The sequence below is a fragment of the Candidatus Roizmanbacteria bacterium CG_4_9_14_0_2_um_filter_38_17 genome (assembly GCA_002788855.1).
Taxonomy (GTDB): Bacteria; Patescibacteriota; Microgenomatia.
Genome location: PFSB01000008.1, coordinates 25,525 through 42,021, shown reverse-complemented (window position 1 = coordinate 42,021; position 16,497 = coordinate 25,525). Strand labels below are relative to the sequence as shown.

Sequence of the window (16,497 nt, the reverse complement as noted above, 5' to 3'; positions counted from 1 at the left end):
GTGGGTGGCCAGGTGGAGCCAGGATAGGAGCATTAATATAAGAGTAACAATAAGAGCTGCGGCAAAGAATTTTTTCTCGGTTGATGTTAAAGAAAGAGCTATTAACCCCAATACTCCACTAGTTAACCAATAGAAGAGAGCTATTTTTCTCCGCCCCCAACCCCTCTCTAGTAGTTTATGGTGAAGATGACCTTTGTCTGCCCAGAAAGGAGATTTTCCTTTAGCAATTCTCCGAAAGAGAGTAAAGGCGGCGTCTGTCATAGGAATAGAGAGTACTAAGAGGGCTGTACCTAGCTTGGCACCTGAAAGAATAGAGAGAGTGGCAAGAAGTAAACCAGCGAGACTTTTACCAGAATAGCCAGGCATTATTTTTTGAGGATAAAAATTCCAGGGTAGAAATCCAGCATAAGCTCCAGCAGTGATAAATGCTAAAGTAGCAACGGTTAGCTGGGAAACATCATGAGCTGAATAGTTAAATGAGAGAATTCCAATGACAAACGCAGCGATCGTAACAAACCCAGGCAATTGCCCATCTACACCACCAGACCAGCCCACAATATTCATTGTCCAGACGATCCAGATTAAGGCAGCAAGATCTGCAAAGATGAGAACAGAGTGGCTTTGACCTAAAAATTCAAATGTCCACTGTAGTTTATCCAGTAATATTGCGCCGTTAAAAGGGTTGGTTATAAAAGGAATGCCAACTCCTACTCCAACAATGATGCCGGCCACAACTAAGTTAGAGATAAAGCGAAGATAGGGGTTGCTTTCTTTTATATCGTCGATGATTCCAATAATAATGGTAATTAGTATTGCCAATATTATTCCAATTATGAGCTTAGATAAAGGAAGAATGATTAAAATAGCGAGCAAAATAGCTGTACCAATTGCAAGTCCACCAGCTCGAGGAATACTCCCTTTGTGTGTTTGGGTTGTTTTTTTGCGTCTAGTAGGATTGTCTATTAAGGAGTATTTATGGGCTAAGCGTATAACCAAAGGGGTGAATAGCAAACTTAGAACGAAGCTTAAAATAAATGGAGTAATTAAATTCACTTAAGTGACCAAGAATATAATATTTAAAAAAGTGTAAAACAGTAAACCACTCGAGAAAAGTCCTCCCAAAACACCTATGCGTACTAGTAGTTTTTCATTTGGTACAAGTGCGTATACCAGGAGAAGATTGGTTAGAAAGATGTTTGTAGCAAGCGTTGGGAGTAAGGTTAGCTCAACTGGTGAAGCTAGTTGTTGCTCTCCCCATGGTAGAGAATAATAGAGTGGCACTTGGGGCGGGATTTTAGACCAGTATGCGGCTAAGCTAATAATAGAGATGACTAACATTGCAAGAAAAGCGTAACTACTTTGTTTAATTGGAGATTGCTTTATAAAAAACAAGAACTTAGTTATGTGGTTGCGGATGTTCATTGTTTTGGCTTTAAAATTATACTTCCGTCAAGATTTAATAAATACACTGTGTTATTTGTTGGTAATGTATATATTATATCTTTCTTATCTATAATAGCAGTTCCGACGTAACGTGGTAAATGTTCGCCTTCTTTTAAGAGAATTTTAGTGATATTTGACTTCATATATCTTTGTAGATAATAACGAGTTTCAAATAATACTAAAGAATCCGTTGTGGCTACAATATCATCGGGTTGAAGTCTTTGAGAGAGCGTCTGGAGAGGAGTGCGGTAGTCCATTTTTCGCTGATAATCTACGAACCAGCTATTAAACCAGATTAAACACACAGTGACTAAACAGAAGAGTAGTAGATGAAATTTTTTAGATAACATTCCTATAGATAGTGTAATTAAAATAGATTCAACTACTGCAATGTGTAATAAGTAGCGGTTAACCCAAAGAGGCTTAAACTCGGATATGGTTAATAGGGTGAGTGGTGGAAATAATAACCAGATTGCTAGTAATTTAGTCATTCTAGTCTTTTTTGTAGCCAAAAAAATCGCAAGGCCAATAGTAGCTATAGTAAGGTAAGTGAGAGGCTTATCTAAACTAGCTGGTTTACTCTGGTAATTTGTAAACAGGCTTGCTAATGATGTTAGCCAAGTTTGTTGAGTAATAGGATAATACCAGGATTCAGAAGAGGCCCTTATCTGATTAATTAGGTATGGTATCCAGGGCGCAAAGACAACAACAGGAATAGTTACATACAGCTTCTTTTTGACAGCTTTTATACTGGAAGTAGTAAAAACTAGGTATATGATTTGAGCTAGATATGCAAGTATAAAATAATAATGAGTATATAACCCCAGACCTGCACTGATGATGTATATATATTTGCGACGCGTGATGAGTGCATAAAAAGATAATGTTACGAATAGAGTTAAGAGAGAATAGGCGCGTACTTCAAATCCATAATATAGCAACATGGGATTTAGAAAGGTAAGAATACTGGCGTATAGAGGTAATTGTTGATTTTTAAGTTTTAATTCTCTGTATAGCAATTTAGTAAGTGGATAGACAATAATTGCGGTTCCAAAGTGAAATATTAGTGATAATAAGCGCGTAGCTACTTCGCTTGTGCCAAAAAGCAATATCCAATAATCTAGTATTAGATAAAATAGTGGAGGTGTAAAGTCAGCAGATGTAGCACGAATTATCTCTATGGGATTTGTTTGGGCGATAAGAATAGAAAAAGCTTCGTCTCGCCAGATAGGCTGGGTAAGGTAAAATAGAGGCGTGTGCTGATTAAGAAATTGCCATAATAAGCTCAACATGTATAACTCTATTTTACAATAATAAATGAAAACAGCAGGTGGATTATTAAGTTCAAGGCGAAAGCAACTAGAATTATCTGTGGAAGATGTTGAGAATAAGTTGCGCATACGCAAGCAATATTTATTAGCAATTGAGAGAGATGATTTTACGATTTTTTCCTCTCCTAATTACATTCGCGGTTTTATTAAAAATTATAGTGAGTTTTTAGATCTGGACTCGGTTAAAGTTTTAGCTGTATTTCGTAGACAATATGCAGATGGTCAAGTTGGTGAAATAATGCCAGAAGGAATGCATAGTCCATTAGATAATCCTTTGCTCAAAATTACACCACAGAGAGCCGTGGTGGTTTCCGTTCTCTTGATCTTGCTTATATTTTTTGCATATCTGTTTAATCAGGCTAGGGGTTTACTTGGAGCGCCAATACTAGAGCTGGTGGAGCCTGCTCAGGACCAGGTCATAAATGTTGGGCAGCTGACTTTCAAAGGAAAAGTTAATCCTGAAGCTGAGCTGTTTTTAAACGGTAAAGAAAAAAAAGTATCACAAGGCGGTGATTTTATGATTGAGGTAGGAGTAATTGAAGGGGTAAATGAGTTCGTGTTAGAGGCAGTTAATAAAAATGGAAAGGTGTCAAGGATTGAGCGCAATATTCGTTATCAGCCCTAATTAACTGTCTTAAGACTTGACACACTCGGATAGATGTTTCATACTTGAATCATGATTGAAGGTTGGCAAGTGTTGTTGGTGGTCGTGGTGATTGTGCTCACAGTGTTGCTTGCGGTAATTGGGATACAGGTAGTCTATGTGATTAAAGAAATCCGCCAGGTTATTCGTAAGGTTAATAGCACTGTTGATAATATTTCTGGTTTCACGAATAAAGTATCTTCCTCTGTTGGTAGCCTTGCTGGTCTTGGTGCTGGAATGAGCGCGGCATTGAGTTTAATATCAATACTTAAGAAACGTTCTGCGGATAGTGAAAAGGAGGAATAATGTCAGATATTGAACACAAAGACCATGAGTTGAACTTGAGTTTTGTGGCGGGTTTGGTTTTAGGATCATCTCTGCTGTTTGCTTTGGGTACAAAAAAAGGACAAAAACTTATTGAGCAAATTAAAGAAGAAGGAGTAGAAATCTGGGAGGAATTTATCGACGAACATCCTCAGCTTGCTGGTCATACGCTTGTAAGCGAAACTAAACAAAATACTGGAGCATTGGAGACTATAAGCAGATCAGCTAAGCGTTTTTTCAAAAAGGCGGCTAAAAAGGCATCCTAATTTGCGTGGTAAAATTTGCATATGCAAATAAATGAGATTCGGCGCAAATACCTCGACTATTTAAATAATCATGGGCATGTGATAGTTGCTTCAGGTTCTTTGGTGCCTGAAGATGATCCTACAACATTATTTACTGGATCTGGCATGCAGCCAATGTTGCAGTATCTATTAGGAAAAGAACACCCAGAAGGAACCCGAATAGCCGATTCGCAAAAATGTTTTCGAGCTATGGATATTGATGAAGTAGGAGATAATCGCCACACTACTTTTTTTGAGATGCTCGGGAACTGGAGTTTGGGTGATTACTGGAAACAAGAACAGCTTACTTGGTTTTGGGAATTTTTGACAAAAGAATTAAATCTGTCTTCTGGAAAATTATATGTTACTTTATTTGAAGGAAATAAAAATATTCCAAAGGACACTGACTCAGTCAAAATTTGGAAAAAATTAGGAGTACAAGAAGATCATATTTTTTTCTATCCAGCTACAAAAAATTGGTGGAGCCGTGCAGGAATTCCAGATAATATGCCAATCGGTGAGCCAGGTGGCCCCACGTCTGAAGTATTTTATGATTTTGGAACTGCTCATGATAACGAGTTTGGTAGTAAATGTCATCCTAACTGTGATTGTGGGAGATTTCTTGAAATCGGAAACTCTGTTTTTATGACCTACAAAAAAATTGAGGCTGGTTTGGAGAAATTACCAAAAAAAAACGTAGATTTTGGAGGAGGTTTAGAAAGGTTAGTAGCGGCAGTAGAAAATCAACCAGATATGTTTAAAACAACAACTTTCAAGCCAATTATTGATGAAATTGTCTCTGTCACAGATAGAGATTATGAACAAAATAAGGTAGCAATGCGAATTATTGCTGATCATTTGCGTGCGGCAACCTTCTTAATTGAAGATGGAGTTGTTCCTTCAAATAAAGATCAGGGTTATGTGCTACGTCAGCTAATTCGTCGTTCCATTGTAAAAATGCGAAGTCTGGGGTTAGATGTTAGGTCTCCAGGTAAGATTATTTCTATTTGTAAACAGGTGATAAAAATGTATGATGAGTCGCCGTATTTTTCTAAACCAGAAAAGTCAGAGAAAAATATTACAGATTTAATAACCAAGGAAGTAGTTCAGTTTAGTTCTACCTTGACTAAGGGATTAAAAATGATTGATCAAACTCCAGCTGAGAGGATAACTTCCGAGTTTGTATTTGATTTATATCAATCATACGGCTTTCCTTTTGAGATAACAGAAGAGTTGCTATCTGAGAGAAAGATTAAAATTAGTAAGGCAGATTTTGATAAAGCGCTCACTAAACATCGTGAAATATCTAAGAAGGGAGCAACTAAGCGCTTTGCTGGAGGTTTGGCAGATCATAATGAAGAGACAATAAAATTGCATACAGCTACGCATTTATTGCATTATGCACTTCGGGAAATACTGGGCGAGCATGTGCAACAAAAAGGAAGCAATATTACAGCCGAAAGGTTGCGGTTTGATTTTTCTCACTCCCAAACCTTGTCTGAAGACGAGTTAAAACAAATAGAAGAATTGGTCAATTCTAAGATAAAGGGCAACTTTGATGTTTGGTCAGAAATATTAGATAAGAAAGATGCAGAAAAGTTAAAAGCCATGGCTTTTTTTGGAGAGAAATATGGTGACAAAGTAAATGTGTACTTTATTGGTAATAAAGGAAAAGAGGCAGAAGCTTTTTCTAAAGAGTTTTGTGGAGGCCCGCATGTGGAACATACTGGAGAATTGGGCACTTTCAAAATAATAAAAGAACAATCAGCTGGCTCTGGTATTAGAAGAATCTATGCCACGCTAAGCAAAAAATAAGTCCTTGTGTTACAATCTGGTCATTCTTTGCCCGTGAGGAGGTGTTAATATGACAACTAAAGCAGAAGTGTCTACTGGGGGCGATTTTTTCGATGTTGTAGTAGCTACTGGAGATAGGACAGAATGGACCATAGGTAGAGATGTTTTCGCTTGGCTTCAAGATACTACGGATAACTTTGGATTTGTGGGAGCAAGGTTAGGTATTCGTTTTAATAGTTGTGGACCTGGTGATACTCTCTATAATGAGGTTGAGGTTGATAAAAGAGATGTTGAAAATTGGGGCAAGCTAGCAAAATTAGTGACGAGTGAGACTGTAAAACTAAGAAATATTGAGTTTAGTTCGTAACTACGGTCTTTTTAAGTCCTAGGGGTTTAAAAAGGATTCATGCTGTCATCCCCGACTTGATCGGGGATCCAGTAAATAACAAACATGGATTACCGCCGGAGTTTATCCGCCTGATAGAGAAGGATACTTTTTTGTCTTGACAGCTCTATAAATGGTAAGATGTAAGTATGCGGCTGCCTGAGGTTATTTCGCAGAAATTATTTAATAAATCTGCTGTTGGTGGGGAGGAGGTAAAAATCTCTTTTGCTGTTCTGTTTGAGCTATCCACGATTACTGTTGCTGCATTCACAACTAAGGAGGATAAGGTTAATATTTTGTCTTACTGCGCCGCAATTTTTTCTGGCTCAATCCCCGATTCTATTGAAACACTAGACAGTTTATTTACAGGTATCGCAGAGGATCTACCTGGGACAGAGAAAATTGAAGAAACTATATTTGGCTTATCTCAAGAATATGTTGAAGGTGATGGTATTAAGCCTGAAGTAAAAAATCAGCTAAAAAATTTGGTGGAAGAGTTGTCACTAAAACCCACAGGATTTGTGGTTATTTCTGAAGCATTAGCATATTTTCTATCTGCCAAAAGCGGGATGCAGGAGAGCGCGATTTTTGTTGGCGTGTACCCTGATGAAATACAGGTCTCTTTAATGAAGATTGGCAATATTGTAGAGGAAAAAACAGTTGCTCACACGGATAATATATGTATGGACGTTAAATCTGCGCTTGCCGATTTCAAGCAAGAAGTATTACCTGCAAAAATTATTCTTTATGACGGAACTATGGACTTAAGTAGTACTAAAGATGAGTTTTTGAATTTTGCTTGGGATAAAGAAAGTAACTTTTTGCACTTTCCTAAAATAGAAGCATTACCTGCTCAAACTACATTGCAAGCGGTGGTGGGAGCATACACTCAAAAAAGCTTGATTGAGATGGATGGAGATATTAAGAAAATTAAACCAGAAGATGTTGGATTTTTATCAAAAACAGAATCTACAGAAAATCAGATTGAAACAATGGAGCCAAAACAAGTGGAACGTGATGAGCCCAAAACAAGATTTTTGCCACGACCCAAGTTTAGCGTGCCTAGTTTTAGTTTTAAACCAAAATTGGGAATAGTAGGTGGTTTTATGATAGTCCTTGTGTTATTGGTTGTGGGAGCTATTATGGCGCAGCTTTTTTATTCAAGTGGCGCAGAGCTTAAAATAATTGTGGACACAAAACTGTTTGAACAAGATCTGGATTTTACGCTTGATCCAGAAGCAGAGGAAGTTGATGTTGAAGAGAGGATTGTTCCAGGAAAAACTGTATCTGTTACGCTTGAAGGAGAAGCTTCTGCCGATACGGAGGGAACAAAATTAATTGGAGACCCCGCCTCAGGTAAAGTAACTTTGTATAATAAGGCATCTGGCTCAAAAACCTTCGCCAAAGGTGAAAGATTAGTTGCTCCTAACAAAATTAGATACAGCTTAGATGAAGAGGTCAAAATAGCTTCGGCATCAGTAAAGATTGAAGCAGGAAGTGAAACAAAAATATATGGTAAAACGCAGACATCTGTCACGGCGGTGGATATTGGACCTGATGGAAATATTAGCAGTGGAACAGATCTGGTGTTTGAAGATTTTGTTTCATCTGACTACTCAGCTACAGCTGATGAAGACTTTTCTGGAGGAACAAGTCGAGAGGTATCCGTTGTAGGCAAGGAGGATATTGCGAATTTACGAAAACAAATTACTGATAGTCTTCAGAAAAAAGCTAAGGGTGATATTGAATCTAATAAAGAAGATAAGGTTACAGTTGTAGAAGATACCATTGAAAGCGAAATAATTAGTGAAAAGTTGAGTGAAAAAGTTGGGGAGCAGGCTAAATCGGTGTCAATGAGCGCAGAAGTAAAGTTTACTGCTGTGGGATTTAATCCTGAAGATATTGCTTTATTACTGAAGCAGGAATCGGAGACGGATTTTCCTGAGGGATATCAAAGCATTAGAGGGTTCAGTCGCCAAACCATATTGGATAAAAAAGTTAATAAAAATGGGTCAGTGGACTTTAAAGTCTCATTTGCTACAACATTAATACCAGATGTAGATAAAGATGAGATAGCTAAATTAGTAGCTGGTAATAAAGTTTCGGAGCTTGAAAAAGAGCTGCGATCACAAAAGTTAGTATCTGGGTTTGAGGTTTCATTTAGCAAGTTTTTACCATTTATTACCCCCATACACCTACCCAAACAAGATAAGCTGACTATAGTTATTTCTACAAGGTAATTTGTATACTACAGGTTGCAATCTATGGGATAGTTCTGCTAAAGTTGTAGTATGTCTGCCCGAGTAAAGTACGTCTATTTAAAAGCGGAACCTAGTCAATCGTTTATGACTATGGTTGGGCAGAAAAAATCCTCTATAACTTCTAGTGTATTGATGTGTATGGGTATGGGTATTATTTCTTGGGTTGCATGGCCGATTCTTTCCTTCCAGTTGATTCAAGCTCCAAAACTAAGACCATTGCTCAATCCAGTGCCAGTTGCGAACATTGTTGAATCAGTTGAAGCTAAAACTATCGAAAAGGAATCTGTATTAACTTATAGTGGAACAAGCGTTGACTATACTCAGGCATCAAACTGGTTTCCAGAAGTTGCTCAGCAATCGGCAGATGTGCAAGGAAATTCATATAAGATATCTATACCTAAGTTGGGAATTAGCGATGCCAATGCATTGGTTGGTGGTGAAGATTTAAGTAAGAGCTTAATCCATTTTGGAGGAACAGCACTACCTGGAGATTATGGTAATGCTGTAATTTTTGGTCATTCAACCTTGCCGTATTTTTATAATCCAGAAGACTATAAGACTATTTTTTCTACTTTACCAAAACTGAAAGAAGGGGATGAGATTTTTGCAGAATATGATGGACTGAAGTATAAATATGTTGTGGAAGAGATGTTTGTAGTTAAACCACAAGATGTTCAGATATTAGAGCAAAAATTTGACGACTCGTACCTAACTTTAGTAACATGTGTACCTCCGGGTACATATATGGAGCGACTAGTAGTTAGAGCTAGGTTAAAGTCGTTATGAACAGCAAAAAAGAGGCTATTGAAGCAATAAAAAAGAAATTAAAAGGTCAGAAGCTAACTGACCATGAAATTTTTGCATTGATGGATGAGATTGGCCACAATCGCTTAGGTCCTATTCTTACTACGTATTTTGCCGCAGCCGGATTTAGTCAGGGATTTACCAAGCATGAGCTAGTTGAGTTTACCGATGCAATGGTAAAGACGGGGAAACAGATCAAGTTTGAGGGTATAGTGGCCGATAAACACTCTATTGGTGGAGTTGCAGGTACAAGAACGTCGATGATAGTCACGCCTATTGTTGCAGCAGCCGGATTCAAAATTCCTAAAAGTTCGACCAGAGCTATTACAGCAGCAGCAGGAACTGCAGATACTATGGAAGTATTGGCGCCTGTTGAGTTTCCGGTAGACCAAATAAAGAATATAGTTAATCAAACCAATGGTTGTATTGTTTGGGGTGGAAAGCTTGGAATAGCTCCAGCCGATGATGTAATTATTCAAGTTGAGCGACCGCTAGCATTTGAATCATTTGACAAGATAGCTGTATCTGTCATGGCTAAAAAAATTGCTATGGGTTCAACTCATCTAGTGATAGATATACCCTTTGGGCCATACATGAAAGTGCGTCATATGAAAGATGCCCAGGTTGTGACTGAAAAATTTGAGTATATAGCTAAGAAATTTGGAATTAAAATTAAAATTGAAGTTATTCCAACCGATGAGTCAAATGGATTTGGGGTTGGGCCAGTGCTAGAAATACATGATGTGTTGGCTATTCTTGAGCAAGATAAAGATAGACCAATAAAGTTTGAAGATCGATCACTCCGTTTAGCGGGAAGTTTGTTAGATATGTGTTTAGCTGACGTGGTAGATCGCAACTCTCTTCCAGTAGTAAGCCAATCTGGAACAGGGCGCGAGATAGCAGAAGAAGTATTAAAGAGCGGTGCGGCGCTTTTAAAGATGCGTGAAATAGTAAAAGCACAAGGAGGAGACCCAAATTTTAGCAGGAGCATGTTTAAAGTTGGTAAATATAAATTTGAGTTAAAAGCTTCAACTTCTGGAGTTGTTAAAGCGATTAATTCCAAAGAATTAAATGGAGTTTCTCGAATATTAGGTTCGCCAGAGGATAAGCAGGCAGGTATGAAAATAGTCAAACGTTTATCAGACAAGGTCAATAAAAATGATATACTGGCGGTATTGTATAGTTCGAGCAAGTGGCGGCTGGATGAAGCGGTTGATACGTTAATGCAGCTACCGATGTATTATCTTGAAAAATAGACTAACAGTTGCGACGGTTATAGCCCTATTAGTAGTAGGAGGGTTGTTAATTTGGTATAAAGAATCCACTTCTCCTGTTAATCAATCTTCCCAAGCGGTTATTTTTGTGGTTAAAAAGGGTGAAGGTGTACGCAGTATAGCAGCGCGACTTAAAGAAGAAGGACTTATTAGAAGTCCCCTGGGATTTTTCATTATCGTGCGACTTAATGACATAGCAAAAGGTATTCAAGCGGGGGATTTTCGTTTATCGCCCTCCATGAGTGCGCGGGAAGTGGCAGATGGGTTAACGCATGGAACCATTGATTCTTGGATTACTATTCCCGAAGGCTGGCGCAGTGGTGAAGTTGCAATGCGAATATCTCAAGAACTAGGAATTCCAGAGATTGAGTTTTTAGCACTTGCCAAAGAAGGATACATGTTTCCAGACACTTATCTTATACCCAAGGAGGCATCTGCAGAAGTAGTTTTAGCTATATTTAATCGAAACTTTGAAACTAAGATTAAGGAAGAATTAGCTGCTCAAATTGCCAATTCACCATACTCGCTTCATCAAATAATAACAATTGCTTCGATTGTAGAGAGAGAGGCTCGTTTTGCTAATGATAGGCCTAAAGTAGCATCGGTATTGTTAAATAGGTTAGAAATTGGTATGCCATTACAGGCAGATGCTACCCTACAGTATATTAAGGGATACGATGAGGCAACTGGTAAATGGTGGCCCCAAGCTCTCTCTCTAGATAAAGAGTTAGATTCTCCTTATAATACATATCTAAACACCGGTCTTCCTCCAGGACCAATTGCTAATCCAGGACTTGCTGCAATAAAAGCAGTGCTTAATCCTGCTAATACCAACTATATTTATTATGTCTCTGAAGCAGATGGAACAACTCATTTTTCCGAAACCTACGACGAACACCTTTTGAATATCCAAAAATACCTCTGATAATAAGTGAATTTCAAGGCTAGACAAGGCTTTGCCTTAAGTTAAGTAAATAAAATAACTAGTAAAAGCTCCGTAACCCCCGAGGTTGTAAATCCTAAGCAGCATGCAGATTTTGTACTCAAAATGAATTTAACACCCGGTGTTAACACCGGGTGTTAGTAAAGTGTTGACAGGGAATTAGCAGTCGTGGTATTATTCTGCTAATTATGGATACATTGAGTGAAAGACAGACTCAAATTTTGAAAGTTCTGATTGAGGAGTACATAGATACTGCTGAGCCAGTGGGTTCTGTTACGCTGGAAAAAAAGTATGATCTTGGTGTTTCTCCTGCAACTATTCGCAACGAAACGGCAGCATTGGATGCGGCAGGCTATCTTAAGCAACCACATACATCTGCTGGACGCATTCCTACATCAAAAGCACTTCAACTATATGTGAAAGAATTAATGCAGACACAGGATATGAGCGTAGCAGACGAAGTCTCCATTAAAGAGAAAATTTGGGATTCAAGGCATCAGTCTGATAAGATGCTTCGTAATTTAACAAGAGCTCTGGCAGCAGCCACGAATACGCTTTCAGTTATAGCTGTTGAAGATGGTAATTTATATTATTCTGGTGCGGGTAATGTGTTAAATATGCCAGAGTTTTATGATATAGATATTACACGTAATTTATTATTAATGTTGGATGAATTTGAACGCTGGGATGATGTTTTTTCTCAGATGGGAGAAGAGGGAACTCGAATATTTATTGGACCAGAGTTAAAAGATGAAATCTTTAATCCTTATTCATTTATCTTTGCACCTGTACAATTAAGCCAAGGACGTAAAATATATATTGGAGTTGTAGGGCCAAGACGTTTGCAGTATCGCAAGCTCGTACCAACTGTAGATTATTGTGCGCGTTTACTTGGAGAGGTAGCATCATGGTAAAAAAAATAAAATATAATAAGGAAGACCAAGTAAAACTGGTTGAGAACAGGGTGAAACTGGCCGAAGACCAAATGAAAAGGGCTGTAGCAGATTACAGAAATCTGCAAGCACGAGTGATACGTGAAAAAGAAGATTTTGCTAAATATGCAAATTCGAAACTTATAACAGCTTTTTTGCCTGTGCGCGATGCATTGGTTAGAGCAATAGATCATCTTGAGGAGACAAGTGGTGTACAATTGATATTAAAGCAATTCGATGATACACTTTCTCAAGAAGGAGTTAGCAAAATTGAGCTTGAGGCTGGATCTAAGTTTGATCCGGAAGTGATGGAGGCGATTGATGGAATTAAGGCAGAATCAGGTAAAAAAATTGGCGTTGTAGCAGAAGTGTTAAGGGCAGGATTTAAATATAAGGAACGCGTGTTGCGCCCAGCAGAAGTAAGAGTATATACTTAAAATATGACAAAAATAGTAGGAATAGATCTAGGAACAACTAATTCAGCTATAGCCGTGATGGAAGGTGGCGAATCTAAGATGATCCCTTCTTCAGAAGGAAGAAATATTGTGCCGTCCGTGGTGGACCCAATTAAACGAGTCGTGGGAGACGTTGCTAAACGTCAACAAGTCTTAAAACCTGAACAGATTATTTTTTCAATCAAGCGACTTATGGGGCGCAGATTTGATGATAAATCTGTGCAGAAAGATAAGGAGTGGCTGCCATATAAGGTTATTAAAGGAAAAAATAATCTTGCGGTTGTGGAAGTTGAAGGCAAAGAATATGCACCGCAAGAAATTTCTGCCATGATTCTTTCAAAGTTAAAAAAAGATGCAGAAAATTATCTTGGAGAGAAAGTCGAAGAAGCTGTTATAACAGTTCCTGCATACTTTGATGATTCCCAAAGGCAAGCAACAAAAGAAGCAGGTGAAATAGCTGGGCTTAAAGTAAAGCGTATTTTAAATGAACCAACTGCGGCTGCTCTAGCGTATGGACTGGACAAAAAACATTCACATACGGTAGCCGTCTATGATTTAGGTGGAGGAACTTTTGATATTACTATTCTTGAGCTTGATGAAGGAGTATATGAAGTTAAGGCGACCAATGGGGACACTCATCTAGGAGGAGATGACTTTGACCAAAAAATTATAAATTTCTTAGCTGATAGTTTTAAGAAAGAACATAATATAGATCTTAAGAAGGATAAACAAGCCTTACAGAGGTTGCGGGAAGCCGCAGAAAAAGCAAAAATAGAGCTTTCTACGAGTTCTGATGCGGAGATTAACTTGCCATTTATTACCCAAGGCGCTGATGGGCCACTTCATTTAGTTACCAAGTTAACTAGAGCGAAACTGGAAGATTTAGTATCAGACTTGGTGCTCAAGTCGTTTGAACCTGTTAAAGAATGTCTGAAAGATTCTGGTAAAGAAAAATCTAAGATCGATGAGATTATTTTGGTTGGTGGAATGACAAGGATGCCCAAAATCCAGGAGGAAGTTGGTAAATTTTTTGGCAAAGAACCACATAAGGGGATTAATCCAGATGAAGTGGTGGCTGCTGGTGCAGCAATTCAGGCTGGGATATTGATGGGAGATGTTAAAGACGTATTATTGCTTGACGTTACACCATTGACTTTGGGATTAGAAACATTGGGGGGAGTAAAAACACCACTTATTGAGCGCAATACTACAATTCCAACTTCTAAAAGCCAGGTGTTTTCTACAGCTGCAGATAATCAAACACAGGTTGAGATTCATGTGTTGCAGGGTGAGCGACCAAGAGCAGTGGATAATAAGTCGTTGGGAAGATTTGTTTTAGACGGAATTCCTCCTTCGCCGCGTGGTGTACCGCAGGTCGAGGTTGAGTTTGATCTTGATGCTGATGGTATTTTAAAGGTTAAGGCTAAGGATAAAGCAACTGGCAAGGAGCAAAGCATTCAAATTAAAGGAGCAACTGGATTGTCTGAGGAAGAAGTTGAGAAGATGAAAAAAGAAGCCGAAGAACATGCAGAGGAAGATAAAAAAGAGCAGGAAACAATAGAGATAAAGAATCAAGCAGAAACAGTTATATATACTGCTGAAAAAACCTTGCGTGAGTCTAAGGATAAGATTAAAAAGGAGGATAAAAAAGAAATTGAAGACAAAATTAAGGAGCTTAAAGAAATTCTTGAAAAGGGAGAAAAAGATGAAATAACTACAAAGATTGAAGAGTTATCACAGTCGTTATCTAAAGTGGGAGAAGTTTTAAATAAGGAACAACAGGAGAAAGAAGAAACTAAAGAAAATAATGAGTTAGATAAAGAAGAACCTGCAAAAGCTGATCCTAATAAAGTTGATGGGGATGTTGAAGAAGGAGAAGTTGTTGAGGACTAATTATTAGTTTAGGTTGTGTAATTTTGGTAAGCGCGATAGTCGCGCTTTTTTAATACAAAAAAATGGCAGATTATTATTCAATACTAGGTGTAGGTAGGTCAGCCACGGCGGATGAAATGAAAAAGGCTTACCGCAAAATGGCTCTAAGATGGCACCCAGATAAGCATAAAGAAGTAGATAAGAAAGCAGCGGAAGCTAAATTTAAAGAGATAAATCAGGCGTATGAAGTTCTTTCAGATCCTAAAAAGCGGCAGATGTATGATCAGTTTGGAGAAGATGCATTTAAAGGTGGAAGTGCGGCGGGTCAACAAGGTCCTTTCAACTATACCTACAGTAGCGCTGGAGGAGCGGGATTTGAAGATATATTTGGAGGGGGCAAAGGATTCTCAGATCCATTTGACATATTTGAGCAATTTTTTGGAGGAGCTTCTCCGTTTGGTGGAGCAAGGTCTTATCAACCACGAGCAGCTTATAGGACAAAGATTGAATTTATGGAAGCAGCTAAGGGTGTAGAAAAAGAATTTGTAATTCAAGGAAAGAATAGAAAAGTTAAGATTCCTCCTGGGGTAGCCGATGGAACCCAGATTCGCTTTGACGACTTTGATTTAGTTATACAAGTTGGAGTGCATCCAAAATTTAAGCGGCGTGGGCAAGATATCATAGTAGAAAAAGATATTAGCTTTACTCAGGCAGCATTAGGTATTCAGATGGAAGTAGAAACATTAGATAAACCAATTAAGGTTAAGGTAAGACCCGGTACTCAACCTGGAACATTAATCAGATTATCTGGTAAGGGACTTGCCTATCCCAGGCGTTCAACAAAGGGAGATCTGTATATAAAGCTAAATATTCAAGTTCCAAAAAAGCTTACTAGCCGTCAAAAAGAGCTTTTAAAACAGCTCCAAGAGATAGAGTAGGTTGCCCGCCTCTGTAATTCCCAGCTTGACTGGGAATCCAGTGCAGAAAAAGTGAGTTTGCCAGAAATTATGGTAGAATTAAAGCATGAAAAGTAATCGTTCACGCACTAGTAAAGGAGTATACCGATCGGTTAGAAGTGATATGAAGATTGGCACTATAGAAAAGAAATACAGTGTAGACTTAGGGGTTCGTTCTGATATGAAACTTGGTAATTATCTGCAGCAAAAAGGCTATCCCTCGTTGTCAGGAATGCTTAGAGACGCAGATGCTTAATGAGTAATTTTCCATTTGTTGATGATAGGATTCTTCAAAATAATTTAGATTTAGCGTTTGTTCATGTTGTTGATCTCTTGGCGCTTTCAGAGTCACAATCATACGAGAATAAGAAAACCTTGGTTAGTAGTTTAAGAAAAACGATAATTATTCATACTGCTTCAATTATTGAAGCTCTTTTACTGTGGAAGTTTAGAAATGTTTGCAATGGGAAAAGTGTGGTATTAATTGATGAGTGGAAATACTTAAATATTAGAGTAATTTATCCAATAAGTGATTCTGAGGAAGTGATATCAGGATTTCGTAAGAAGGAAGAGCGAAATTTAAGTAAACTTGATTTTGTGCGTGTTACAGATTTATGTTTTAAGTATAAAATAGTTAAGTCAGCTAAACTTAAGATAGAGATAGATAATGTGAGAGAGTTAAGAAACAGGCTTCATCTTGGTGGTCTTGCTGAAATGGAAAGGGAGTATAGTAAGAATGACTTAGAGTTTTGTTTTAGTGTAGCAAAAAAAGTTAAAAAGCTTGTAGCAAAATAAA

18 protein-coding genes are annotated in these 16,497 nt (G+C 38.0%); 15 read left to right on the top strand and 3 right to left on the bottom strand.

Features of this window, described 5'->3' with window-relative positions:
- The 3 genes from CO050_01805 to CO050_01795 all read right to left on the bottom strand — a co-directional run.
- Positions 1–1,053 (bottom strand): hypothetical protein (locus CO050_01805; protein ID PJC31927.1); only part of this gene is annotated, 1,053 nt, incomplete at its 3' end.
- Positions 1,054–1,422, bottom strand: coding sequence for a hypothetical protein (locus tag CO050_01800; GenBank protein PJC31926.1), 369 nt, complete (start codon positions 1,420–1,422; stop codon positions 1,054–1,056).
- Complete coding sequence (locus tag CO050_01795; protein PJC31925.1) at positions 1,419–2,843, bottom strand: hypothetical protein; 1,425 nt, start codon at positions 2,841–2,843, stop codon at positions 1,419–1,421. Before CO050_01795 ends, CO050_01800 begins: the two co-directional genes overlap by 4 nt.
- Between CO050_01795 and CO050_01790 the strand changes: the two genes are divergently transcribed.
- The 15 genes from CO050_01790 (at position 2,761) to CO050_01720 (ending at position 16,496) form a co-directional block, all read left to right on the top strand.
- On the top strand, positions 2,761–3,399 hold the full coding sequence (locus tag CO050_01790; protein PJC31924.1) for a hypothetical protein: 639 nt from the start codon (positions 2,761–2,763) through the stop codon (positions 3,397–3,399). The two genes, CO050_01795 and CO050_01790, sit on opposite strands and share 83 nt — an antisense overlap.
- A gap of 51 nt (positions 3,400–3,450) precedes the next feature.
- Complete coding sequence (locus CO050_01785; protein ID PJC31923.1) at positions 3,451–3,723, top strand: hypothetical protein; 273 nt, start codon at positions 3,451–3,453, stop codon at positions 3,721–3,723.
- On the top strand, positions 3,723–4,007 hold the full coding sequence (locus tag CO050_01780) for a hypothetical protein (protein PJC31922.1): 285 nt from the start codon (positions 3,723–3,725) through the stop codon (positions 4,005–4,007). Before CO050_01785 ends, CO050_01780 begins: the two co-directional genes overlap by 1 nt.
- 21 nt (positions 4,008–4,028) lie before the next feature.
- On the top strand, positions 4,029–5,840 hold the full coding sequence (locus CO050_01775; protein ID PJC31921.1) for an alanine--tRNA ligase: 1,812 nt from the start codon (positions 4,029–4,031) through the stop codon (positions 5,838–5,840).
- Between the two features lie 49 nt (positions 5,841–5,889).
- The gene (locus CO050_01770; GenBank protein ID PJC31920.1) at positions 5,890–6,186 is read left to right on the top strand and encodes a hypothetical protein; all 297 of its coding nucleotides are present in this window, start codon (positions 5,890–5,892) and stop codon (positions 6,184–6,186) included.
- A 167-nt stretch (positions 6,187–6,353) separates the two neighbouring features.
- Positions 6,354–8,444: a hypothetical protein gene (locus tag CO050_01765; protein PJC31919.1), complete on the top strand. Its 2,091-nt coding sequence runs from the start codon at positions 6,354–6,356 to the stop codon at positions 8,442–8,444.
- Between the two features lie 51 nt (positions 8,445–8,495).
- Positions 8,496–9,251 carry a hypothetical protein gene (locus CO050_01760; GenBank protein ID PJC31918.1) on the top strand — a complete coding sequence of 252 codons (756 nt, stop codon included), beginning with the start codon at positions 8,496–8,498 and terminating at the stop codon, positions 9,249–9,251.
- Positions 9,248–10,525 (top strand): thymidine phosphorylase, encoded by a 1,278-nt coding sequence (locus CO050_01755; GenBank protein PJC31917.1) that lies wholly within the window; start codon positions 9,248–9,250, stop codon positions 10,523–10,525. The genes CO050_01760 and CO050_01755 overlap by 4 nt, the downstream gene beginning before the upstream one ends.
- Positions 10,509–11,468 (top strand): endolytic transglycosylase MltG, encoded by a 960-nt coding sequence (locus CO050_01750; GenBank protein PJC31916.1) that lies wholly within the window; start codon positions 10,509–10,511, stop codon positions 11,466–11,468. The genes CO050_01755 and CO050_01750 overlap by 17 nt, the downstream gene beginning before the upstream one ends.
- Before the next feature lie 206 nt (positions 11,469–11,674).
- Positions 11,675–12,400 (top strand): hypothetical protein, encoded by a 726-nt coding sequence (locus tag CO050_01745; protein ID PJC31915.1) that lies wholly within the window; start codon positions 11,675–11,677, stop codon positions 12,398–12,400.
- The gene (gene grpE, locus CO050_01740) at positions 12,394–12,855 is read left to right on the top strand and encodes a nucleotide exchange factor GrpE (GenBank protein ID PJC31914.1); all 462 of its coding nucleotides are present in this window, start codon (positions 12,394–12,396) and stop codon (positions 12,853–12,855) included. The genes CO050_01745 and grpE overlap by 7 nt, the downstream gene beginning before the upstream one ends.
- 3 nt (positions 12,856–12,858) lie before the next feature.
- A complete protein-coding gene (locus CO050_01735; GenBank protein ID PJC31913.1) occupies positions 12,859–14,766 on the top strand; it encodes a molecular chaperone DnaK in 1,908 nt (635 codons plus the stop codon).
- A gap of 62 nt (positions 14,767–14,828) precedes the next feature.
- Entirely contained in the window at positions 14,829–15,683 is an 855-nt protein-coding gene (locus CO050_01730) for a hypothetical protein (GenBank protein PJC31912.1), read from the top strand.
- Positions 15,684–15,768: 85 nt separating this feature from the next.
- Positions 15,769–15,957, top strand: a complete 189-nt coding sequence (locus CO050_01725) for a hypothetical protein (protein PJC31911.1) — start codon at positions 15,769–15,771, stop codon at positions 15,955–15,957.
- Positions 15,957–16,496 carry a hypothetical protein gene (locus tag CO050_01720; protein ID PJC31910.1) on the top strand — a complete coding sequence of 180 codons (540 nt, stop codon included), beginning with the start codon at positions 15,957–15,959 and terminating at the stop codon, positions 16,494–16,496. Before CO050_01725 ends, CO050_01720 begins: the two co-directional genes overlap by 1 nt.
- Position 16,497: the final 1 nt, after the last annotated feature.